This window comes from Streptococcus mitis ATCC 6249 (genome assembly GCF_000146585.1).
Taxonomy (GTDB): domain Bacteria; phylum Bacillota; class Bacilli; order Lactobacillales; family Streptococcaceae; genus Streptococcus; species Streptococcus mitis_AZ.
Genome location: NZ_GL397179.1, coordinates 516,941 through 535,603, shown reverse-complemented (window position 1 = coordinate 535,603; position 18,663 = coordinate 516,941). Strand labels below are relative to the sequence as shown.

20 protein-coding genes and 1 riboswitch are annotated in these 18,663 nt (G+C 43.4%); of the genes, 4 read left to right on the top strand and 16 right to left on the bottom strand.

The genetic code is table 11. The features are described from left to right. Positions 1-3: 3 nt before the first annotated feature. The 10 genes from fabZ to HMPREF8571_RS04400 form a co-directional block, all read right to left on the bottom strand. Entirely contained in the window at positions 4-426 is a 423-nt protein-coding gene (gene fabZ / locus HMPREF8571_RS04445) for a 3-hydroxyacyl-ACP dehydratase FabZ (protein ID WP_000565515.1), read from the bottom strand. Then, positions 423-911 (bottom strand): acetyl-CoA carboxylase biotin carboxyl carrier protein, encoded by a 489-nt coding sequence (gene accB / locus HMPREF8571_RS04440; RefSeq protein ID WP_001052294.1) that lies wholly within the window; start codon positions 909-911, stop codon positions 423-425. Before accB ends, fabZ begins: the two co-directional genes overlap by 4 nt. 2 nt (positions 912-913) lie before the next feature. Continuing rightward, positions 914-2,149 (bottom strand): beta-ketoacyl-ACP synthase II, encoded by a 1,236-nt coding sequence (fabF, locus tag HMPREF8571_RS04435; protein WP_000774042.1) that lies wholly within the window; start codon positions 2,147-2,149, stop codon positions 914-916. Between the two features lie 25 nt (positions 2,150-2,174). After that, positions 2,175-2,906: a 3-oxoacyl-[acyl-carrier-protein] reductase gene (fabG, locus tag HMPREF8571_RS04430; RefSeq protein WP_001176207.1), complete on the bottom strand. Its 732-nt coding sequence runs from the start codon at positions 2,904-2,906 to the stop codon at positions 2,175-2,177. 43 nt (positions 2,907-2,949) lie between these two features. Continuing rightward, positions 2,950-3,870, bottom strand: a complete 921-nt coding sequence (gene fabD / locus HMPREF8571_RS04425; RefSeq protein WP_000167646.1) for an ACP S-malonyltransferase — start codon at positions 3,868-3,870, stop codon at positions 2,950-2,952. Beyond that, complete coding sequence (fabK, locus tag HMPREF8571_RS04420) at positions 3,863-4,837, bottom strand: enoyl-[acyl-carrier-protein] reductase FabK (protein WP_000857459.1); 975 nt, start codon at positions 4,835-4,837, stop codon at positions 3,863-3,865. Before fabK ends, fabD begins: the two co-directional genes overlap by 8 nt. A 119-nt stretch (positions 4,838-4,956) precedes the next feature. Next, positions 4,957-5,181 (bottom strand): acyl carrier protein, encoded by a 225-nt coding sequence (locus HMPREF8571_RS04415; RefSeq protein WP_000257839.1) that lies wholly within the window; start codon positions 5,179-5,181, stop codon positions 4,957-4,959. Between the two features lie 56 nt (positions 5,182-5,237). After that, positions 5,238-6,212: a beta-ketoacyl-ACP synthase III gene (locus HMPREF8571_RS04410; protein ID WP_000852938.1), complete on the bottom strand. Its 975-nt coding sequence runs from the start codon at positions 6,210-6,212 to the stop codon at positions 5,238-5,240. After that, the gene (locus tag HMPREF8571_RS04405) at positions 6,212-6,646 is read right to left on the bottom strand and encodes a MarR family winged helix-turn-helix transcriptional regulator (RefSeq protein WP_000386339.1); all 435 of its coding nucleotides are present in this window, start codon (positions 6,644-6,646) and stop codon (positions 6,212-6,214) included. The genes HMPREF8571_RS04410 and HMPREF8571_RS04405 overlap by 1 nt, the downstream gene beginning before the upstream one ends. Positions 6,647-6,735: 89 nt before the next feature. Beyond that, on the bottom strand, positions 6,736-7,521 hold the full coding sequence (locus HMPREF8571_RS04400) for an enoyl-CoA hydratase (protein WP_001015591.1): 786 nt from the start codon (positions 7,519-7,521) through the stop codon (positions 6,736-6,738). Positions 7,522-7,798: 277 nt separating this feature from the next. On the opposite strand from HMPREF8571_RS04400, the gene HMPREF8571_RS04395 reads away from it, so the two are divergent. The 3 genes from HMPREF8571_RS04395 (at position 7,799) to serS (ending at position 11,027) form a co-directional block, all read left to right on the top strand. After that, positions 7,799-9,163: an aspartate kinase gene (locus HMPREF8571_RS04395; RefSeq protein ID WP_000869648.1), complete on the top strand. Its 1,365-nt coding sequence runs from the start codon at positions 7,799-7,801 to the stop codon at positions 9,161-9,163. A 2-nt stretch (positions 9,164-9,165) separates the two neighbouring features. Continuing rightward, a complete protein-coding gene (locus HMPREF8571_RS04390) occupies positions 9,166-9,537 on the top strand; it encodes a DUF956 family protein (RefSeq protein WP_000079375.1) in 372 nt (123 codons plus the stop codon). A 215-nt stretch (positions 9,538-9,752) separates the two neighbouring features. After that, positions 9,753-11,027 (top strand): serine--tRNA ligase, encoded by a 1,275-nt coding sequence (gene serS, locus HMPREF8571_RS04385; RefSeq protein WP_000884226.1) that lies wholly within the window; start codon positions 9,753-9,755, stop codon positions 11,025-11,027. 24 nt (positions 11,028-11,051) lie between these two features. Here the strand turns inward: serS and HMPREF8571_RS04380 are convergent, their stop codons facing one another. The 6 genes from HMPREF8571_RS04380 to zapA form a co-directional block, all read right to left on the bottom strand. Beyond that, positions 11,052-11,951, bottom strand: coding sequence for a TDT family transporter (locus HMPREF8571_RS04380; protein ID WP_000735942.1), 900 nt, complete (start codon positions 11,949-11,951; stop codon positions 11,052-11,054). A gap of 111 nt (positions 11,952-12,062) precedes the next feature. Then, positions 12,063-12,611 (bottom strand): carboxymuconolactone decarboxylase family protein, encoded by a 549-nt coding sequence (locus tag HMPREF8571_RS04375; RefSeq protein ID WP_000196656.1) that lies wholly within the window; start codon positions 12,609-12,611, stop codon positions 12,063-12,065. Positions 12,612-12,741: 130 nt separating this feature from the next. Continuing rightward, complete coding sequence (locus tag HMPREF8571_RS04370; protein WP_000891452.1) at positions 12,742-14,064, bottom strand: alanine/glycine:cation symporter family protein; 1,323 nt, start codon at positions 14,062-14,064, stop codon at positions 12,742-12,744. A gap of 89 nt (positions 14,065-14,153) precedes the next feature. Further along, a riboswitch (glycine riboswitch) is annotated at positions 14,154-14,242 on the bottom strand. A gap of 168 nt (positions 14,243-14,410) precedes the next feature. Continuing rightward, positions 14,411-16,747, bottom strand: coding sequence for an endonuclease MutS2 (locus HMPREF8571_RS04365; protein WP_001092919.1), 2,337 nt, complete (start codon positions 16,745-16,747; stop codon positions 14,411-14,413). Positions 16,748-16,847: 100 nt separating this feature from the next. Then, a complete protein-coding gene (locus HMPREF8571_RS04360; RefSeq protein WP_000623535.1) occupies positions 16,848-17,396 on the bottom strand; it encodes a CvpA family protein in 549 nt (182 codons plus the stop codon). Continuing rightward, on the bottom strand, positions 17,393-17,695 hold the full coding sequence (zapA, locus tag HMPREF8571_RS04355; RefSeq protein ID WP_000002028.1) for a cell division protein ZapA: 303 nt from the start codon (positions 17,693-17,695) through the stop codon (positions 17,393-17,395). The genes HMPREF8571_RS04360 and zapA overlap by 4 nt, the downstream gene beginning before the upstream one ends. An 86-nt stretch (positions 17,696-17,781) precedes the next feature. Between zapA and rnhC the strand changes: the two genes are divergently transcribed. Continuing rightward, positions 17,782-18,663, top strand: a complete 882-nt coding sequence (gene rnhC, locus HMPREF8571_RS04350) for a ribonuclease HIII (RefSeq protein ID WP_000146897.1) — start codon at positions 17,782-17,784, stop codon at positions 18,661-18,663.

Here is an 18,663-nt window from a genome sequence, read left to right as displayed (position 1 = left end):
TCCTTAGTTTCCAATTGCAAAGGTAAGAGTACCACTCGCTGCAAGCTTGCCATCCACTTCAGCCTTTGCTTCAACCACAGCAATCGTACCACGACGTTTGACAAAAGTAGCCGTCATGACTAATTGATCACCTGGTACAACTTGCTTCTTAAACTTGACCTTGTCCATGCCAGCGTAAAAGACTAACTTTCCCTTGTTTTCAGGCTTGGACAATTCCAAGACACCCGCAGTCTGTGCCAAGGCTTCCATGATAAGGACACCTGGCATAACTGGGTATTGAGGAAAATGACCATTGAAGAAAGGTTCGTTGATGGTGACATTTTTAATGGCAACAATAGTATCTTCGCTCACTTCCAAGACACGATCCACTAGGAGCATAGGATAGCGATGGGGTAGAGCTTCTTTAATTCCTTGAATATCGATCATTTGATACGTACCAATCCTTTACCAAACTCAACCATTTCTTCATTTGAAACGAGAATTTCTGTTACCACGCCATCCTTAGGCGCAGGAATCTCATTCATGACTTTCATGGCTTCGATGATCACCAAAGTCTGACCTTTCTTGACACTTTCACCAACCGTCACAAAGGCAGGTTTATCTGGTCCAGCAGCTAAGTAAGCAACCCCAACAAGTGGGCTTTCAACGACATCTCCCTCTGGGCCAACAGTCGATTCAGCTGGTGCTGGTGTTTCTGCTACTGGACTCTCTACTGGAGTCGAAGGAGCTGAAACCGCTGAACTAGCAACCACTGCAGCTGGCGCTGAAGGAACTGGAGTTGGTGCTTCAGAAACTATTCTTGCTTCATTCTTGCTGAACTGCAATTCGTCCTGTCCGTTTTTATAAGAAAATTCTCTCAAACTTGATTGGTCGAATTGAGCCATCAAGTCCTTGATCTCATTTAAATTCATAATTATTTATTCTCCCAACGTTTGAAAGCAAGAACCGCGTTGTGTCCGCCAAAACCAAATGTATTTGAAATAGCATAAGGAATTTCTTGCTCCAATCCTTGTCCATAAACAACATTCGCTTCGATATAGTCTGACAACTCGCTTGTACCAGCTGTCATTGGAACAAAGTTATGACGCATGGCTTCGATGGTAGCAATCGCTTCTACCGCTCCTGCAGCTCCAAGCAAGTGTCCTGTAAAGGACTTGGTTGAAGATACTGGTACTTCTTTACCAAAAACAGCTACGATAGCACCACTTTCTCCTTTTTCATTAGCAGGAGTTGAAGTTCCGTGGGCATTGACATATGCTACTTGCTCAGGAGAAATTTCTGCCTCTTCCAAAGCCAGTTTCATAGCCTTGATTGCACCTTGACCTTCTGGATGAGGTGAAGTCATATGGTAAGCATCACAGGTATTTCCATAACCAACTACTTCTGCCAAGATGGTCGCCCCACGTTTTTCAGCGTGTTCAAGACTCTCAAGAACCAGCATCCCTGAACCTTCTCCCATCACAAAACCGTTACGATCTTTGTCAAACGGAATAGAAGCACGAGTTGGATCTTCTGTAGTTGATAGAGCTGTCAAAGCTTGGAAACCAGCGATAGCAAAAGGAGTGATAGATGATTCTGATCCACCAACTAACATGACATCTTGGAAACCAAACTTGATGGAACGGAAGGCATCTCCGATGGCATCATTTGATGAGGCGCAGGCTGTATTGATTGATTTACAGATACCATTTGCTCCGAAACGCATCGCAACATTTCCTGAAGCCATATTTGGCAAGGCTTTTGGAAGTGTCATTGGTTTAACACGTTTTGGACCTTTTTCATGAAGACGGATAACCTGATCTTCGATTTCTTTAATTCCCCCAATACCGGAAGCAACGATGACACCAAAACGATCTTTATCTACCGTTTCTACATCAAGGTTGGCATGTGTCACTGCCTCTTGCGCTGCATACAAGGCATACAAAGAATAATCATCAAAACGGTTGGTATCTTTTTTGACAAAGTATTTATCAAATGGGAAATCTTGAATTTCAGCCGCATTGTGTACGGCAAATTCACTATGATCAAACTTAGTGATTTCACCAATTCCAATTTTTCCAGTTTGCAAACTGTTCCAAAATTCTTCTGGGGTATTTCCGATAGGGGAGGTCAATCCATAACCTGTTACTACAACTCGATTTAGTTTCATCTGTCTTACCTATATCTTTCTTTTTTTACATGCTAAGTCCGCCATCAACAGCGAGAACTTGTCCAGTCAAATAATCTTGTTGGGCTAAGAAGACCGTGGCATCCGCGATATGGTCCGCCTGGCCAAACTGTTTCATAGGGATTTGCGCTAGTGTTGCTTCCTTGACCTTATCAGATAAAACAGCAGTCATATCTGACTCGATCATTCCTGGTGCAAGAGCATTTACACGCACATTGCGATTGGCAACCTCACGCGCTACTGACTTGGTAAACCCAATCAACCCAGCCTTGGAAGCCGCATAGTTGGCTTGTCCGATATTTCCCATCAGACCAACCACACTGGACATGTTGATAATCGCACCTTCACGCGCCTTAATCATCTGTTTCAAGACAGCTTGCGTCATGTTAAAAGCCCCTGTCAGATTAATCTTAAGCACTTTTTCAAAGTCTTCTTCGGTCATCTTGAGCATGAGCATATCTTGAGTGATCCCAGCATTGTTTACCAAGACATCAACCGAACCAAGTTCTGCGATTGCTTGTTCCACCATGCGTTTTGCATCTGCAAAGTCTGAAACATCACCTGAGATTGGCACCACCTTGACACCGTAGTTTGAAAACTCAGCCAGCAATTCTTCTGAGATTGCCCCGCGACTATTCAAAACCACATTGGCTCCTAGTTGAGCAAATTTGTGAGCAATAGCAAGTCCGATACCCCGACTTGAACCTGTAACAAAGATATTTTTATTTTTTAGTTGCATTCTGTTCTCCTGTTTCCTGTTGTATTTGTGGGAGAAGGGATTACTAGTTTCCTAGCAAAGCATCCAAACTTGCCAAATCTTCTACATTGGCTAGCTGAGCTGTTTTATCAATCTTTTTGACAAAGCCTGACAAGACTTTTCCTGGACCAATTTCAATGAAGTTGGTCACACCAGCATCCTGCATGACTGCGATACTTTCGTAGAAACGAACCGGTTCCTTCACCTGACGCGTCAAAAGCTCTTGGATTCGATCTTTTTCCATGATTGCAGCTTCTGTATTGCCGACTAGAGGGCAGTTAAAGTCTGAGAAACTAATCCCCTCAAGAGCCCCAGCTAGCTGTTGGCTAGCCGGCTCTAGAAGGGCTGTGTGGAAAGGACCCGACACATTTAGGGGGATTAATCGTTTGGCTCCTGCTTCCTGCAAGAGTTGGACCGCACGGTCAACTGCAGCCACTTCTCCACCAATGACGATTTGGCTTGGAGTATTGTAGTTGGCTGGAGTGACTATACCGACTTCAGAAGCAGTTTTGCAAGCTTCCTCTATCACATCTACTGGAGTATTGAGGACGGCTACCATTTTACCAGAACCAGCAGGCGCCGCCTCTTCCATATAAGCCCCACGCTTGGCAACCAAGGCAACTGCCTCTTCAAAGTCCAAGGCTCCGCTAGCTACTAAAGCAGAATATTCACCAAGGGATAAGCCTGCAACCATATCTGGCAGATAACCCTTTTCTTTCAATAGACGGTAGATGGCAACCGAAGTCGCTAAAATAGCTGGCTGCGTATAGCGAGTCTGGTTTAACTTGGTTTCTTCCTTATCAATCAAATCACGAAGGTCATAACCCAAAACCTGACTGGCTTGGTCAATGGTTTCCTTGACGATAGGGTAGCGATCATAGAGATCACGTCCCATTCCTAGATACTGAGCACCTTGACCGGCAAATAGAAAGGCTGTTTTAGTCATTTCTTACAACTCCTGCCCAACGAGAGGCTTCTTCTTGAATTTTCTTGGCTGCGCCATAGTATAGATCTTTTAGGATTTCTTCGACGGTTTCTTCTTTAGAGACCAAACCCGCAATCTGACCCGCCATGACAGAACCGCCTTCTACATCTCCATGAACAACGGCTTTGGCAAGAGCACCAGCTCCCATTTGCTCAAAGATTTCTAAATCTGGGTTTTCTTGTTTAAAGGCGTCTTTTTCAGCCTGCTCAAAGTCACGTGTCAACTGGTTTTTAATGGCACGAACGGCATGACCAAAATGCTGAGCTGAAATGGTTGTATCAATATCGCGCGCTTTGAGGATTTTTTCCTTGTAGTTTGGATGAGCGTTTGATTCCTTAGCTACTACAAATCGTGTACCAACCTGAATAGCATCCGCGCCTAACATAAAGGCTGCTGCTGCACCTTCACCATCAGCAATTCCTCCAGCAACAATAACTGGAATCGAAACAGCTGCAGAAACTTGACGAGCTAAGGTCATGGTTGTCAACTTACCAATGTGTCCACCAGCTTCCATTCCTTCTGCAATGACCGCATCCGCACCGATTTTTTCCATCCGTTTTGCCAAAGCAACACTTGGAACAACAGGGATGACTGTGATACCTGCCTCGTGGAAACGAGACATATATTTACTTGGATTTCCAGCTCCTGTTGTTACTACCTTGACTCCTTCTTCAATCACAAGATCGACAATGTCATCTACAAATGGAGACAGGAGCATGATGTTGACACCAAAAGGTTTATCAGTCAGCGCTTTAATCTTATCAATATTTGCCTTCACGACCTCTTTGGGTGCATTTCCACCACCGATAATCCCTAAACCGCCAGCTTTAGAAACAGCTCCGGCCAAGTCGCCATCAGCGACCCAGGCCATCCCTCCTTGGAAAATTGGATATTTAATGTTTAATAATTCTGTAATACGTGTTTTCATAGTGCCTCCATCAGTCCTTGCTTACGTAATAGTTCGATTAGTATATTATTTGAGTCTCAAACTATTACCTAAACAAGAGGGAGTGGGTTTCCCCTACTCCTTCTATATCTTATTCGCTCTTATTTTGTTTTCTCTTCAACGTAGGCAACCAAGTCACCAACAGTTTTCAAGTTATCTTCTGCTTCGATTTGGATGTCAAAAGCATCTTCGATTTCAGAGATTACTTGGAACAAGTCCAAAGAATCTGCATCCAAATCATCAAAAGTAGATTCAAGTGTTACTTCTGATGCATCTTTTCCAAGTTCTTCAACGATAATTTCTTGTACTTTTTCAAATACTGCCATGATAGGACTCCTTTAAAATATAAAAATTTATAACAATGTGTTCACCACATGATTACCTAGATTGTAAGAATGAGCGTGCCCCAGGTCAAGCCTCCACCGAAGCCTGATAAAAGAATCGTCTGGCTGCCGTCTACACGGATCAACCCCTGATCCACACACTCTGATAGTAAAATCGGGATGCTAGCCGCACTGGTATTCCCATACTCCATCATATTGGCTGGAAGTTTGTCTCGGTCTACACCGATTTTTTTAGCCATCTTATCCAATATGCGGATATTGGCCTGATGAAGTAAGAGATAGTCCAAATCAGATGCCCCTACTGGACCTTCGTCAATGGTCTGCTTGATTGACCTAGCAACATCTCGAATCGCAAAATCAAAAACTGCTCGCCCATCCATCTTCAAAAATGCAGGAACTGCTTCTTGATTAGAGAAGGGGGAAGTCAAGGTCGTTTGCCCATAAGTTAAGCACTCGCTTCGAGCACCATCACTGTGTATACTCTCTGCAAGGAAGTGTCGGTTGTCACTTGTTTCCAAGAGAACTCCACCAGCACCGTCCCCAAAGAGTACAGCAGTCGATCGATCTGACCAATCAACCGCCTTGGACAAGGTTTCAGCACCGATAACAATCCCTTTTTTGAACTGTCCAGATGTCAGAAACTTCTCAGCAGTTGAAAGTGCAAAAATAAATCCACTGCAGGCAGCTGTGAGATCAAAAGCAAAGGCTCTGTTAGCACCAATATTGGCCTGAACTCGCGCTGCTGTAGAGGGCATCATTGAGTCAGGTGTGATCGTTGCTACAATGATAAAATCGATCTGCTCAGCTTTTATGCTCGCCTTAGCCAGTAAGCTTTTGGCAACTTCTGTCGCCAAATCACTCGTTGACTCCGTTTTTGAAATATGTCTCTGTTTAATTCCTGTACGACTTGAAATCCACTCATCGCTTGTATCCATGATTTGAGCCAAGTCTTGATTGGTGACCACTTGCTCTGGTACATAATGAGCAACATGGCTTATTTTAGCAAAAGCCATTATTTCAAATCCTCCAAAAATTGATAAAGGTTAGTCAATCCTTTGCCCATAACATCCATCTCCTCAGGACTCATACCGTCGATAATTTTTTCGACCATGGCCTTGTGGAAACGTTTATGAAGGCGGTGGACTAGACGACCTTTCTTTGTCAAATGTAGATAAACCACACGACGATCCTGTTCGGAACGAATTCGCTCAATATAACCTTTTCTTTCCAGGTTATTCAAGCTCGTTGTAACCGTTCCAAGAGTTACCATCAGTTCCTTTGAAACCTTGCTTGGTGTTGCCTCCGGGAACTTCCCAATCACATCGATCGTGTGCATTTCTTTGATGGAGATGTCTTTGAATCGACTACCTCGTAAGCTAACCTCCTCGATCACAAGGACATTATTAAAAATGGATGTTAAATAATCATTTACTTGTTGGTAATCCAAATCCTTTCCCTCCCTCTAAAAAACTTTCATAATCAAAACATTTGATAGAGAAAGTATATCAAACTTCAAAAGATAGTGCAAGTATTTTTTTACTTTCCTGAAAATTTTGGTCGTCTTCTTTCTGAATGAGCGCGAACTCCTTCTTTGAAATCTTCGGTTTGAGCCAAGGATTCCTGCAACTTCAACTCTAATTCAGCATAATTTTGCCAATCCTTAAATTGGCTTTCCCAAACCAACTTTTTAATCGCTGCATAGGAATTAGCTGAACCGCGTCTGAGTTTTTTTAGAACTTGATCTCGTGTTTTATCCAGCTTATCTGCCTCACAGACTCGATAAACCACGCCCCACTCCAGAGCTTTCTCTGCTGTCAGGGCTTCTCCTGTCATGGCAAGCTGGGCTGCTCGTGTTACTCCTATACTACGACTTAGGAGATGAATGCCTCCTGCATCAGGAGCCAAGCCAACCCCGACAAAGGCTTGAATGAACTTAGCCTTGTCTGTTGCTATACAAAAATCAACCGCTACTGCCATATTGGCTGCAGCTCCTGCAACGGCTCCATCTACTTCCATCAAAACTGGTTTGGGTATTTGCTTGATCTTATAGGAAATTGTATTGACCAATTCAGCGATTTTTGTCAATGAAGGAATATCATCCTCATCCACCGCCCGCTTCATCTCGACCAGGTCTCCCCCCACTGAGAAAACTTTACCGTTCGCGTTAATCAAGATATACTGTACTGCTTGGTCCTGCTCTGCCAAGGTCAAAGCTTCTAAGATTTCCTCACACATTGGGATGTGAAAACCATTTGCCACTTCAGGACGATTCAGAGTAATAATAGCTAGATCATCTACGATCTGGTATAGGATATGATTCATAGCTTCTCCTTTTGTATGGTGATAAAATTATTTTATTATCAAAGTATACCTTTTTTGGGATAAAGGAACAAGAAAAAATCAATTAAAAGTGTCTCAGCCGATTATTTTACCTTCATTTATGAATTTGAGGAAAATTGACTTTCTTACTTTTTATCTATTTATCGATTCCCAGAATAAATTAACTTTTGCTTCTATTAAAATAGGAAGATATTTTCTTCATTGAAAAAAGCCCCTCTTTCTGCTATAATCGTATAAAATACTTACTTGAGGAGTCCCTATGAAGGTTGTAAAATTTGGTGGAAGCTCTCTTGCCTCTGCTAGTCAGTTAGAAAAAGTTTTAAATATCGTTAAAAGCGATAAAGAGCGCCGTTTTGTGGTTGTTTCTGCACCGGGTAAACGCAATGCTGAGGATACCAAGGTTACAGATGCCTTGATCAAATACTATCGTGACTATGTGGCTGGAAATGACATCAGCACTAGCCAAAATTGGATTATCGACCGCTATGCGGCTATGGTGAGCGAACTAGGCTTAAAACCAACTGTTTTAGAGAAAATTTCTAAAAGTATCCGCGCCTTAGCGACTCTTCCTATTGAAGAAAATGACTTTCTCTATGACGCCTTCCTAGCAGCTGGAGAAAACAACAACGCCAAATTGATTGCAGCCTACTTTAACCAAAACGGCATTGATGCACGCTATGTTCACCCAAGAGAAGCTGGGATCGTTGTCACAAGTGAACCTGGAAACGCACGTATCATTCCATCTAGTTATGATAAGATTGAAGGCTTGGCTGATAGCAACGAAGTCCTTGTCATCCCTGGTTTCTTTGGTGTGACTAAGGAAAATCAAATCTGTACTTTTTCACGTGGAGGTTCAGATATCACAGGTTCTATCATTGCAGCAGGTGTTAAGGCTGATCTCTATGAGAACTTTACAGACGTAGATGGTATCTTTGCTGCCCATCCTGGTATTATCCACCAACCACACTCCATTCCTGAATTAACCTACCGTGAAATGCGTGAGTTGGCTTACGCTGGATTTTCAGTTCTTCATGACGAAGCCCTTCTTCCTGCCTACCGAGGAAAAATTCCTCTTGTCATCAAGAATACCAACAACCCTGACCACCCAGGAACACGCATTGTTTTAGAACACAGTAGTGATAAATTCCCAGTAGTAGGGATTGCAGGTGACTCAGGATTCGTCAGCATCAACATGTCAAAATACCTCATGAACCGTGAAGTCGGGTTTGGTCGCAAGGTTCTGCAAATCCTTGAGGACCTCAATATCGGTTGGGAACACATGCCTACAGGTATCGACGATCTTTCAATCATCCTCCGCTCCCGCGAATTGACTCCTATCAAAGAAGAAGAAATTCTACGTCAACTCGTTCAAAAGGCTGAAGTGGACCATGCTGAAATCGAACATGACCTTTCCATCATTATGATTGTAGGAGAAAAGATGAAGAGCCATATCGGGGTAACTGCTACTGCAACACGTGCTTTGTCTGAGAATAAAATCAACATCCAGATGATGTCCCAAGGTTCAAGTGAAGTTTCCATCATGTTTGTTGTCAATAAAGACCAAGAAAAGGCAGCTATCAAGGCTCTCTACCATGCCTTTTTCGATGAAAGTAAGGAAGACTAATCATGGCACAATCTCTCAATAAAGTCATTGACCTGCAAACTACTGGGACATCTTATCTCTCTATCTCGGGAAAGGTTGGAAAATTTCTAGTCGGAGACCAAGCCTTGGAGTTTTATCCTGATGTCAATGTCGAACAATATATCCAAATCCCCTGGTCTAGCGTCAATCAAATCGGAGCAAACGTAAGTGGACGTAAAATCAGCCGTCACTTTGAAGTCTTTACCGATCAAGGTAAATTCCTCTTTGCCTCAAAAGACTCTGGGACTATCCTCAAAATTGCTCGGGAAAAATTAGGAAACGACAAGGTCGTGAAACTTCCGACCTTACTCCAGACCATTGGACAAAAACTTAAAAATCTATTTGCAAAAAAGTAGAAACTTTAGTATAATCATAGCAACGGATAAGTAGGTTATCTCCTTCTTTCAGAAAGTCTGCGGGTGCTGCGAGCAGATAGGAGGGATAGGTGAAATTCTACCGTTATTCACAATTACATACACAATCAAGTGCACACCTGTGAAGTTGGATGGAACCGTGGCCCTGCCACTCCAACACTTTGTCAGGTGTGCTTTTTTCATATAAAGGAGGACTTATGTTAGATATCAAACGTATTCGTACAGACTTTGATGCTGTCGCTGAAAAATTGGCTACACGTGGTGTAGATGCTGCAGTCTTAAACGAGATGAAAGAAATCGATGCTAAACGTCGTGACATCTTGGTCAAGGTTGAAACTCTCAAAGCAGAACGTAACACAGTTTCTGCTGAGATTGCCCAAGCCAAGCGAAACAAGGAAAATGCCGATGACAAGATTGCTGCGATGCAAACCCTATCTGCTGAAGTCAAAGCCTTGGATGCTGAATTGGCAGACATCGATGCTAAATTGACAGAATTTACCACTACTCTTCCAAATATCCCTGCTGACAGTGTTCCTATCGGAGCTGATGAAGATGACAATGTGGAAGTTCGTCGTTGGGGTACTCCACGTGAGTTTGACTTCGAGCCAAAAGCTCACTGGGATCTTGGTGAAGACCTTGGTATCCTTGACTGGGAACGTGGGGGAAAAGTAACGGGCGCTCGCTTCCTCTTCTATAAAGGTCTTGGGGCTCGTTTGGAACGTGCTATCTACAACTTCATGTTGGATGAGCATGGTAAAGAGGGCTATACGGAAGTCATCACGCCTTACATAGTTAACCATGACTCTATGTTTGGTACTGGTCAATATCCAAAATTCAAAGAAGATACTTTTGAATTGAAAGACACTAATTATGTCCTCATTCCCACAGCTGAAGTTCCTCTTACAAACTACTACCGTGATGAAATCCTTGACGGAAAAGACCTACCAATCTACTTTACCGCTATGAGTCCATCTTTCCGTTCTGAGGCTGGTTCAGCTGGTCGTGATACACGTGGTTTGATTCGTCTGCACCAATTCCACAAGGTTGAAATGGTAAAATTTGCCAAACCAGAAGAATCTTACGAAGAATTGGAAAAAATGACAGCCAACGCTGAAAATATTCTTCAAAAACTCAACCTTCCATACCGTGTCGTTGCCCTCTCTACTGGGGACATGGGCTTCTCAGCTGCTAAAACTTACGACTTGGAAGTTTGGATTCCAGCGCAAAATACCTATCGTGAAATCTCAAGCTGTTCAAATACAGAAGATTTCCAAGCCCGTCGTGCTCAAATTCGCTACCGTGATGAAGCCGATGGCAAGGTGAAACTCCTTCATACCTTGAACGGTTCTGGACTTGCAGTTGGACGTACAGTGGCTGCAATTCTTGAAAACTATCAAAATGCAGATGGTTCTGTAACTATTCCAGAAGCACTTCGTCCATACATGGGTGGCGCTGAAGTTATCAAACTATAAAAAATAAGGCCTAGCTATTTCTAGCTAGACCTTTTTTCGTAACCAAATCAGATAAGCACCCAATACAAAGAATAAAATAGTGAGGCATATAACAGTTTCAGCCAACACCAGATAATCCAGAAATGGAAGTTTCAAAATTCCCTGAGCCATCTTGAGCGAAGTAGCTGTGATAACGGTTGGGAAGGTGAGGGCTGAGAAGGCTGGTTGAAAGCCTTGTTTTAAAATATTAGGCAAGCGAGTTAAAACAAAGAAAAAGAAGGATTGAGAGGCCAAAATCATGACGATCAAGAGCCAAGTCGGTAAACCTGCTCCTCCAACTCGAACTAGGGATGCCAGGAGTAGAGAAAAGGGAGCACAGTAGATTCCTTCCTGTCCAAGCAAGGCCGCTGGGAGTGGAGTTTTCTTTAAATCCCTATAAATAAGGGGATAGAGATAGAAGGTCAAGACAAAACCAAAACTCAAGGTCGCATAGGCAATCTCAATAATGCCTACCAGAGGATAGGTCAAGGCCGCTACTGCTATCCCCACATAGAGCACCGTCCAGCTTGGAGTCGCATTGACCTTCCGACCTGGACAGGCAAATTTGATGGTAAAAGTAGCAATCAAAGCCAAATCCAAGAGAAATGAAAACCACCAGATCCCTTGTGCTACCAAAGGAAGAGCAGGGAATACGCGAAAGACATAGGTCGACAAAATCATCCCAGCCATGGGAAAGGTAGCCATCCCAGACAAAAGAGGGGGCTTGGTCAATTCTTGCTTGGTTTCAGACCAATTTCTTAGATGAAGAAGGAGAAAGAAAATCCACAAAACTAATCCAGTCAAACTAAATAAATGAGAGAGAACTGGCCAAGTATCTGCAATCAGATTTCCTGCACCTGCTAGACCTAATAAACAGCCAGAAAATACCAAGGGGAGCTTTTTCATCCGATCCTCCAATAATCATGTTATTATTAGTATAGCATAAAAGCGCTTAAAATAGCATAGAAAAATGAAGACTGGATTACTCAGCCTTCATTTTTTTCTTCATGATTTCAACTAGGCATAGGGTTGCAATTCTGGATTAATTGGTGTATTGGCTAGGTTGTTGGCATAGTTGCAAAGGCTGGCTAGGCTGACACCGAGAACAACATCCAAGGCATTTTGCTGGGTATAACCGACTTCTAAAAATTCACTAAGCGCTTCATCTCCTACACGACCCTTGGTATTGATGACTGCCAAGGTAAACTTGGCTAGGGTATCTAGCTTAGAATCTGACTCGATTGGAGTTCGGTTGCGGAGGGCTTGGAGAAGATCATCATTCATTTGGATCTGTTTGATCGAAAAGGCAGTGTGACCTGCGACACAGAAGGCACATCCATTGGTTACCGCAGCTGTGATTTGCACCACTTCTCTCTCAACTGGGGTTAGGCTATTACGGCGGTTGATGGCTCCGACAGTTCGGTAGGCTTCTAGAGCAGTAGGAGCATTGGCCAAGAGACCAATCAGATTGGGAATATAGCCATTGTTGTCTTTTTGTACTGTTTCCAGAACTTCTTTTACTTCTGCTGGAGCAGATTCTACTGTGTGGATGGTAAATCTTGTCATAAGAAACCTCTTTTCATTTTATTGTCATTTAGTCTATCATAGAATTTCTTCTTTGGATAATATATATTTTCAATTGCCATGATAGGAAATGTTTATGAAATGAAAAAATCACACTAAAAGTGTGATTGGATTAGTTCTTAAAATACTTCTTAGTCTCGGCAACAACGACTGGTGATAAGACCAAAAGGGCAATCAAGTTAGGTAGAGCCATCAAGGCATTGACAATATCAGCAATAATCCAGACCATGTCCAACTCGATAAAACCTCCCAACAAGACCATGAGCACAAAGACCACTCGATAGAGCCAGATAAAGCGAACACCAAACAGAAACTCGAAACAGCGCTCTCCGTAGTAATTCCAGCCGAGAATTGTCGTAAAGGCAAAGAGAACCAAAAATATGGTCAAAAGAGCAGGGCCAAAATGCGAAAAAATTGTTGAGAAGGCTGACTGGGTAAGCGCTACTCCATTCAAATCACCGCTCCAAACCCCAGTTACCAAGATTGTCAGACCTGTCAGAGTACAGATAATCAACGTATCAATAAAGGTCCCTGTCATAGAAATCAAGCCTTGCTCAACAGGCTCATTTGTCTTAGCCGCAGCAGCTGCGATCGGAGCTGAACCAAGACCAGATTCGTTAGAGAAGACTCCTCTCGCCACACCATTTTGGATTGCAGTACGGATAGTCGCACCTGCAAATCCTCCTACTGCAGCTACAGGGCTAAAAGCAGAGGTAAAGATGAGGGCAAGTGTGGCTGGGATTTTCTCGATATTAAAGAAAATCACAATCAAGGTTCCTAGAATATAGACAATAGCCATAAATGGAACAACTGCTGTCGAAACTTTTGATATGGATTTGAGTCCACCAAAGACTGCAATCGCGACAAAAACAGATAAAACGAGAGCTGTGATAGCTGGATCAATTTGAGCTGTATTTTGGATAGATTCTGTAATTGAATTGACTTGGGTAAAGGTACCAATTCCTAGAAGGGCTACCAATACACCCGCTAGGGCAAAGAAGATAGCAAGTGGACGCCACTTTTCTCCCATTCCCAAAAGGATGTAGTGCATGGGGCCTCCAGCTACAGCTCCATTTGCATCCTTGGTGCGGTACTTGATAGCCAGCAAGCCTTCAGCATACTTGGTTGCCATCCCAAAGAAGGCTGCCATCCACATCCAAAAGAGAGCACCTGGCCCCCCAACCTTAATAGCTGTCGCAACTCCAATGATATTTCCCGTACCAACGGTGGCAGCTAGAGCTGTACAAAGAGCTGCAAAGCTCGACACATCGCCATGTCCCTTGTCCTTGGTAAAAATCAACTGAAAGGCCTTAGGGAGACGAGTTACCTGCAAAAGGCCTAGTCGGATGGTCAAATAGATACCCGTTCCGACCAATAAGATTAAGAGGGGAGGTCCCCAAACGAAAGCATCAAGCGCTTTTAGCAATTCTAACATGTCCTACTCCTATCTTTCAACCCCAAAAGAAAGAGCACATGCAAGATACATGTACTCTGGAATGCTTAGATAAATGCCAAAAAGCGGTCTATCCTAGCTCTGTCCTTTTACCTGAGAGTTTGAGCAGTTTTCTGCCTTGCCCCTTCGGTGCCTTTACGGTCTCTCCAGAGTTCCGTCCATTTACAGTCATGGAAAACAAACCTTTCTCCACTTCTATTAAACTTCATTCGGTGTTGGTATTTAATTTTTTATTATTTTACAAGAAAAGTTAGCTTTTGTCAATATATTATTTGAAAAAAGATGGATTTTCACTTCTTTTTCAAAAAAAGAGAAGCACTCTTTTTTTCTAACCTTTAAAGATCACAATGGTTGCGCCACTGCCCCCAGCATTCTGAGGAGCATAGCCGAAACTCTTGACATGCTTGTTTCTTTGCAGGTATTTGGTAACTCCTTCACGGATGACTCCCGTTCCGATACCGTGGATGATGTCTACCTGAGCCATATTATTAAGCAGGGCTTGGTCAATAAAGGCGTCCAGCTCATTCATGGCTTCTTCATAACGTTTGCCTCGGAGATCCAGTCTTGCTTGCGGACCACGTCCAGAAGCACGTTTCACGACATTGACTTGTTTTTTCTTGACTGGGGCTTCTTGTTGAGTCTGAACAAGATCAAATTCTTTCTCTTCCAAGGTCATCTTGATCAAGCCGACTTGAGCTTCCCAACGGCCATCCTTTTGCTGATTAGTCAAGGTTCCACGCTGACCATAACTGATAACCACGATATCATCCCCCACCCTCGGAGCTCGTTTTTTCTTGGCTTTTTGAAGGACCTTGTTTTTAGACAAGTAGACTTTTTCAGGGGCCAGTTTTTTCAGCTCAGCCTTGGCTTCAATGATTTCATGGGGTTTGAGTTGAGATTTGCTATGGAGATTTTTGAGAATCTGGTCACTCTCACTTAGAGCGAGTTCCACAATCTCAGCAGCTTGTTCACGCGCCTTGTTAAGCTCTGTTTCCTTCTCGCGATTGAGTTCGTTGTAGAGTTTTTTGAGTGCTCGGTTCATCTTGAGGTTTTCTTGCTCCACCTCACGGATATTGTCCAAGCGTTTACGGCTTTCAAGCGTTTGCTCTTCCAATTGTTCAATGATGCGGTTGACATCATTATCTTGGTTGACCTGCTGGCTGGCATCCCCGACAATGACATCTGACAAGCCAAGGCGTTTAGCAATTTCAAAGGCATTGCTTCGGCCAGGAACTCCCTGCATAAAGCGATAGGTTGGACGCAGAGTGGCTGTATCAAACTCCATGCTGGCATTTTGCACAAAGGCTGTCTCAATACCGTAGGCCTTGAGTTCTGGATAGTGGGTCGTCGCCATGGTCTTAACCTGACGTAAACGAAGATCCTCCAAAATAGCCATGGCAAGGGCTGCACCTTCCTGCGGATCGGTCCCTGCCCCAAGCTCATCTAGCAATAAAAGCGAGTGTTGGTTGACCTTGCTAAGAATATCTACTATATTGGTCATGTGGCTGGAAAAGGTAGACAAGCTTTGTTCGATAGACTGCTCATCCCCAATATCTGCGAAGATTTCTTCGAAAATACCGACTCGGCTCCCCTTATCAGCTAAAATGGGCAAGCCTGACTGGGCCATGAGTTGAGTCAAGCCCAGAGTTTTGAGCATGATGGTCTTCCCACCAGTATTGGGACCTGTAATGACAATGGCCGTTAATTCCTTACCAAAGTGTACATCGTTTGCGACAGCATTTTTGACCAAAGGATGGCGAACATGAAGGAGTTGAATCTCTTGATTCTCTGAAAGTTGAGGAACAACTGCTTGTCTTTCTTGGATGAAACGCACCTTAGCACGAATCAGATCCAGATGGCCGATAATCCAAGCGTCATTAGCAATTTCTGCAGCATGAGGACGGACCCGTTCCGATAATTCCTGCAGGATGCGAATCATCTCATAGCGCTCATCAGCTCGCAGACTCGCGATTTCTTCGCTCAGTTTCACGACCTCACGGGGTTCGATATAGACTGTATTCCCACTGGCAGAGATGTCATGAACAACACCCGCAATCTTGTTGCGGTAGGTATTCTTGACGGGTAAGACTTGACGCCCATTTCTACTAGCAATAATCCCTTCCGTCAACATCTGAGCTTTATGCTTGAGCAGGTCGTGTAAAACATCTCGGACCTGACTCTCGCTATCATGGATTTTCCGACGAATGTGTGCTAGTTCTTCGCTGGCAAAATTCTCGATAAATCCTGCGTCATTTAGGGCTTGAAGATTCCCCTGCAAGTGTGGAAAATCATGCAGTTTTTCAAACCATCTCGCCAACTGTGCCAAGCGTACGTTTTCGAGATTGGCATAAAAACTTTGCAACTCTCTGCTAGCAAGCAAGACCCGTTTGATGAGTAAAAATTCCTCGATATTGAGGTCCGCCCCCATCTCCAGACGCTTGCAAACAGCTGATATCTCACGCGTCGCTAGGATGGTAAAGTGAGGTTGCTCCACAAATAGGGCTTGCATTTCCTCCATCTCTGTAAAGGCTTGTTTGATTTTATCCACCTTGGCAGTTGGAGCTAAGCCTTTTAGCTCCTCTAAGCCTTGTTCAGTCAGGAGATGGGGTTCAAACAAGGCTTTGATTTTATTAAATTCTAAGGTTTCTAGTATTTTTGTATTCATATTCTTTCCTTGTATGCTTGTTTATAAGATTATAGCAACTAGAGGTTTTGACCTAGTCCCCAAATCTGTAAACAAAGGGCTAGGAAAAATCCCGCCCTTTTTATCCGATTAAATTTGTCACCCAGAGTTGTTTGATAAAGTTTGTCGTAAAAGGGACACTTTGGATGATGTTTTTGGCTACTATACTTTTTTCGAGTGAATTTTGAATGACTGCCAGAGGCACTGTTGCGAGAATGGTCAGAGCCATTTGTAAGACAAATAAGGTTACCAATAGAGACAAAACGCCTGCTCCGATACGCAACCATTTGACATCGAGCTTTTTAGTTGGAATCAAGTGCAGGAACAAACCGATAAAACGTCCGATACTGTAACAAATTCCGAAAACTAAAAGGTAGGCTAGACCCGCATAAAAGACCTTGTCTAGGTGAAACAGCTGGTCTGAAGGGAAGAAAAAGGTGCCCTGTCCTTCCTGAGGATTGGCATAAGGGACAAGCAAGTGGAAGTGGTCACCCAGTGATTTATAAAACTGTCCCGCAACAAAGGCTGAAATCACTGCCACGAGGAAATAATAAACTTGCAGGACCAAACCTCTACGGTAGCCGATGTAAAAGCCCCAAGCCAGAACCAATAAGAGTAGGATTGAAATCATAGGGAGTCCTCAATCTTGCTCTGTTCTTGTTTGACAGCAATCAACTTGTGACGGAGTTCTAACAACTCTTGCTCCTTGTCATCAAATTCAATTTCACGATTGAGCTGTGTAGACAGACAGTTGACCGCCAAAAGAAGCGCAATGGTCTCATCATCCGCCCCAGGCATTTGTTCTTTAATTGCTTGGTATTTTTCAGTCGCAACCTTGGCAATTTCCTCCATAAAGAGGTTGTCATGCTCGGTTGTCAAGGTTAATGTCTTTTTCCCGAATGTAAACTTATATCGATTTAGATTTGCCATAAAATTCACCTCACGATATTATACCAAATTTCGCTAACTTTGTCAGTTTTTACCAATTCTCCTGCTTTTGTGGTACAATAGAGACTATGGCAAGTATCACACTCACACCCAGTGAACAGGAAATTCAGAGCTTTTTAAGTCAGTATCAGAAGGCTCTCAGTCCTAGTAAAAATCCCTATATCCGCTATTTTTTGCGACTGCCTCAGGCAACAGTTTCCATCTATACTTCTGGAAAAGTCCTCCTGCAAGGCGAAGCTGCTGAGCACTACGCTAGTTTCTTTGGTTATCAAGTTCAACAAGAAAACAGTGGACAAGATTTTCCTATGATTGGAACTGATGAGGTGGGAAATGGTTCCTACTTTGGCGGGTTGGCTGTCGTGGCTTCCTTCGTGACACCTGACCAGCACGACTTCTTGCGAAAACTCGGCGTGGGGGATTCCAAGACTCTGACAGACCAAAAGATTCGTCAGATTGCCCCTATCCTCAAGGAGAAGATTCCACACCAAGCGCTCCTCCTTTCACCGAGCAAGTACAACGAAGTTATCGGAGAGCGTTACAATGCTGTTTCTGTAAAGGTTGCCCTTCACAATCAGGCTATCTTTCTCCTGCTTCAAAACGGAGTCCAGCCAGAGAAAATCGTGATTGATGCCTTTACTAGTCCAAAAAACTATGATAAGTACTTAGCGCAAGAAGCCAACCGTTTCCCAAACAAGGTTAGTTTGGAAGAAAAAGCCGAGGGCAAATACCTGGCTGTTGCGGTTAGCTCCATCATCGCTCGTGATCTCTTCCTTGAAAACTTGGAAAATCTGGGACGAGAACTGGGCTATCAACTGCCAAGTGGCGCTGGAACTGCATCTGATAAGGTTGCTAGTAAAATCCTTCAGGCCTATGGCATGAAAGGACTTCATTTCTGCGCCAAACTTCACTTTAAAAACACTGAAAAAGCCAAAGCACTTCTAGAAAGGTAA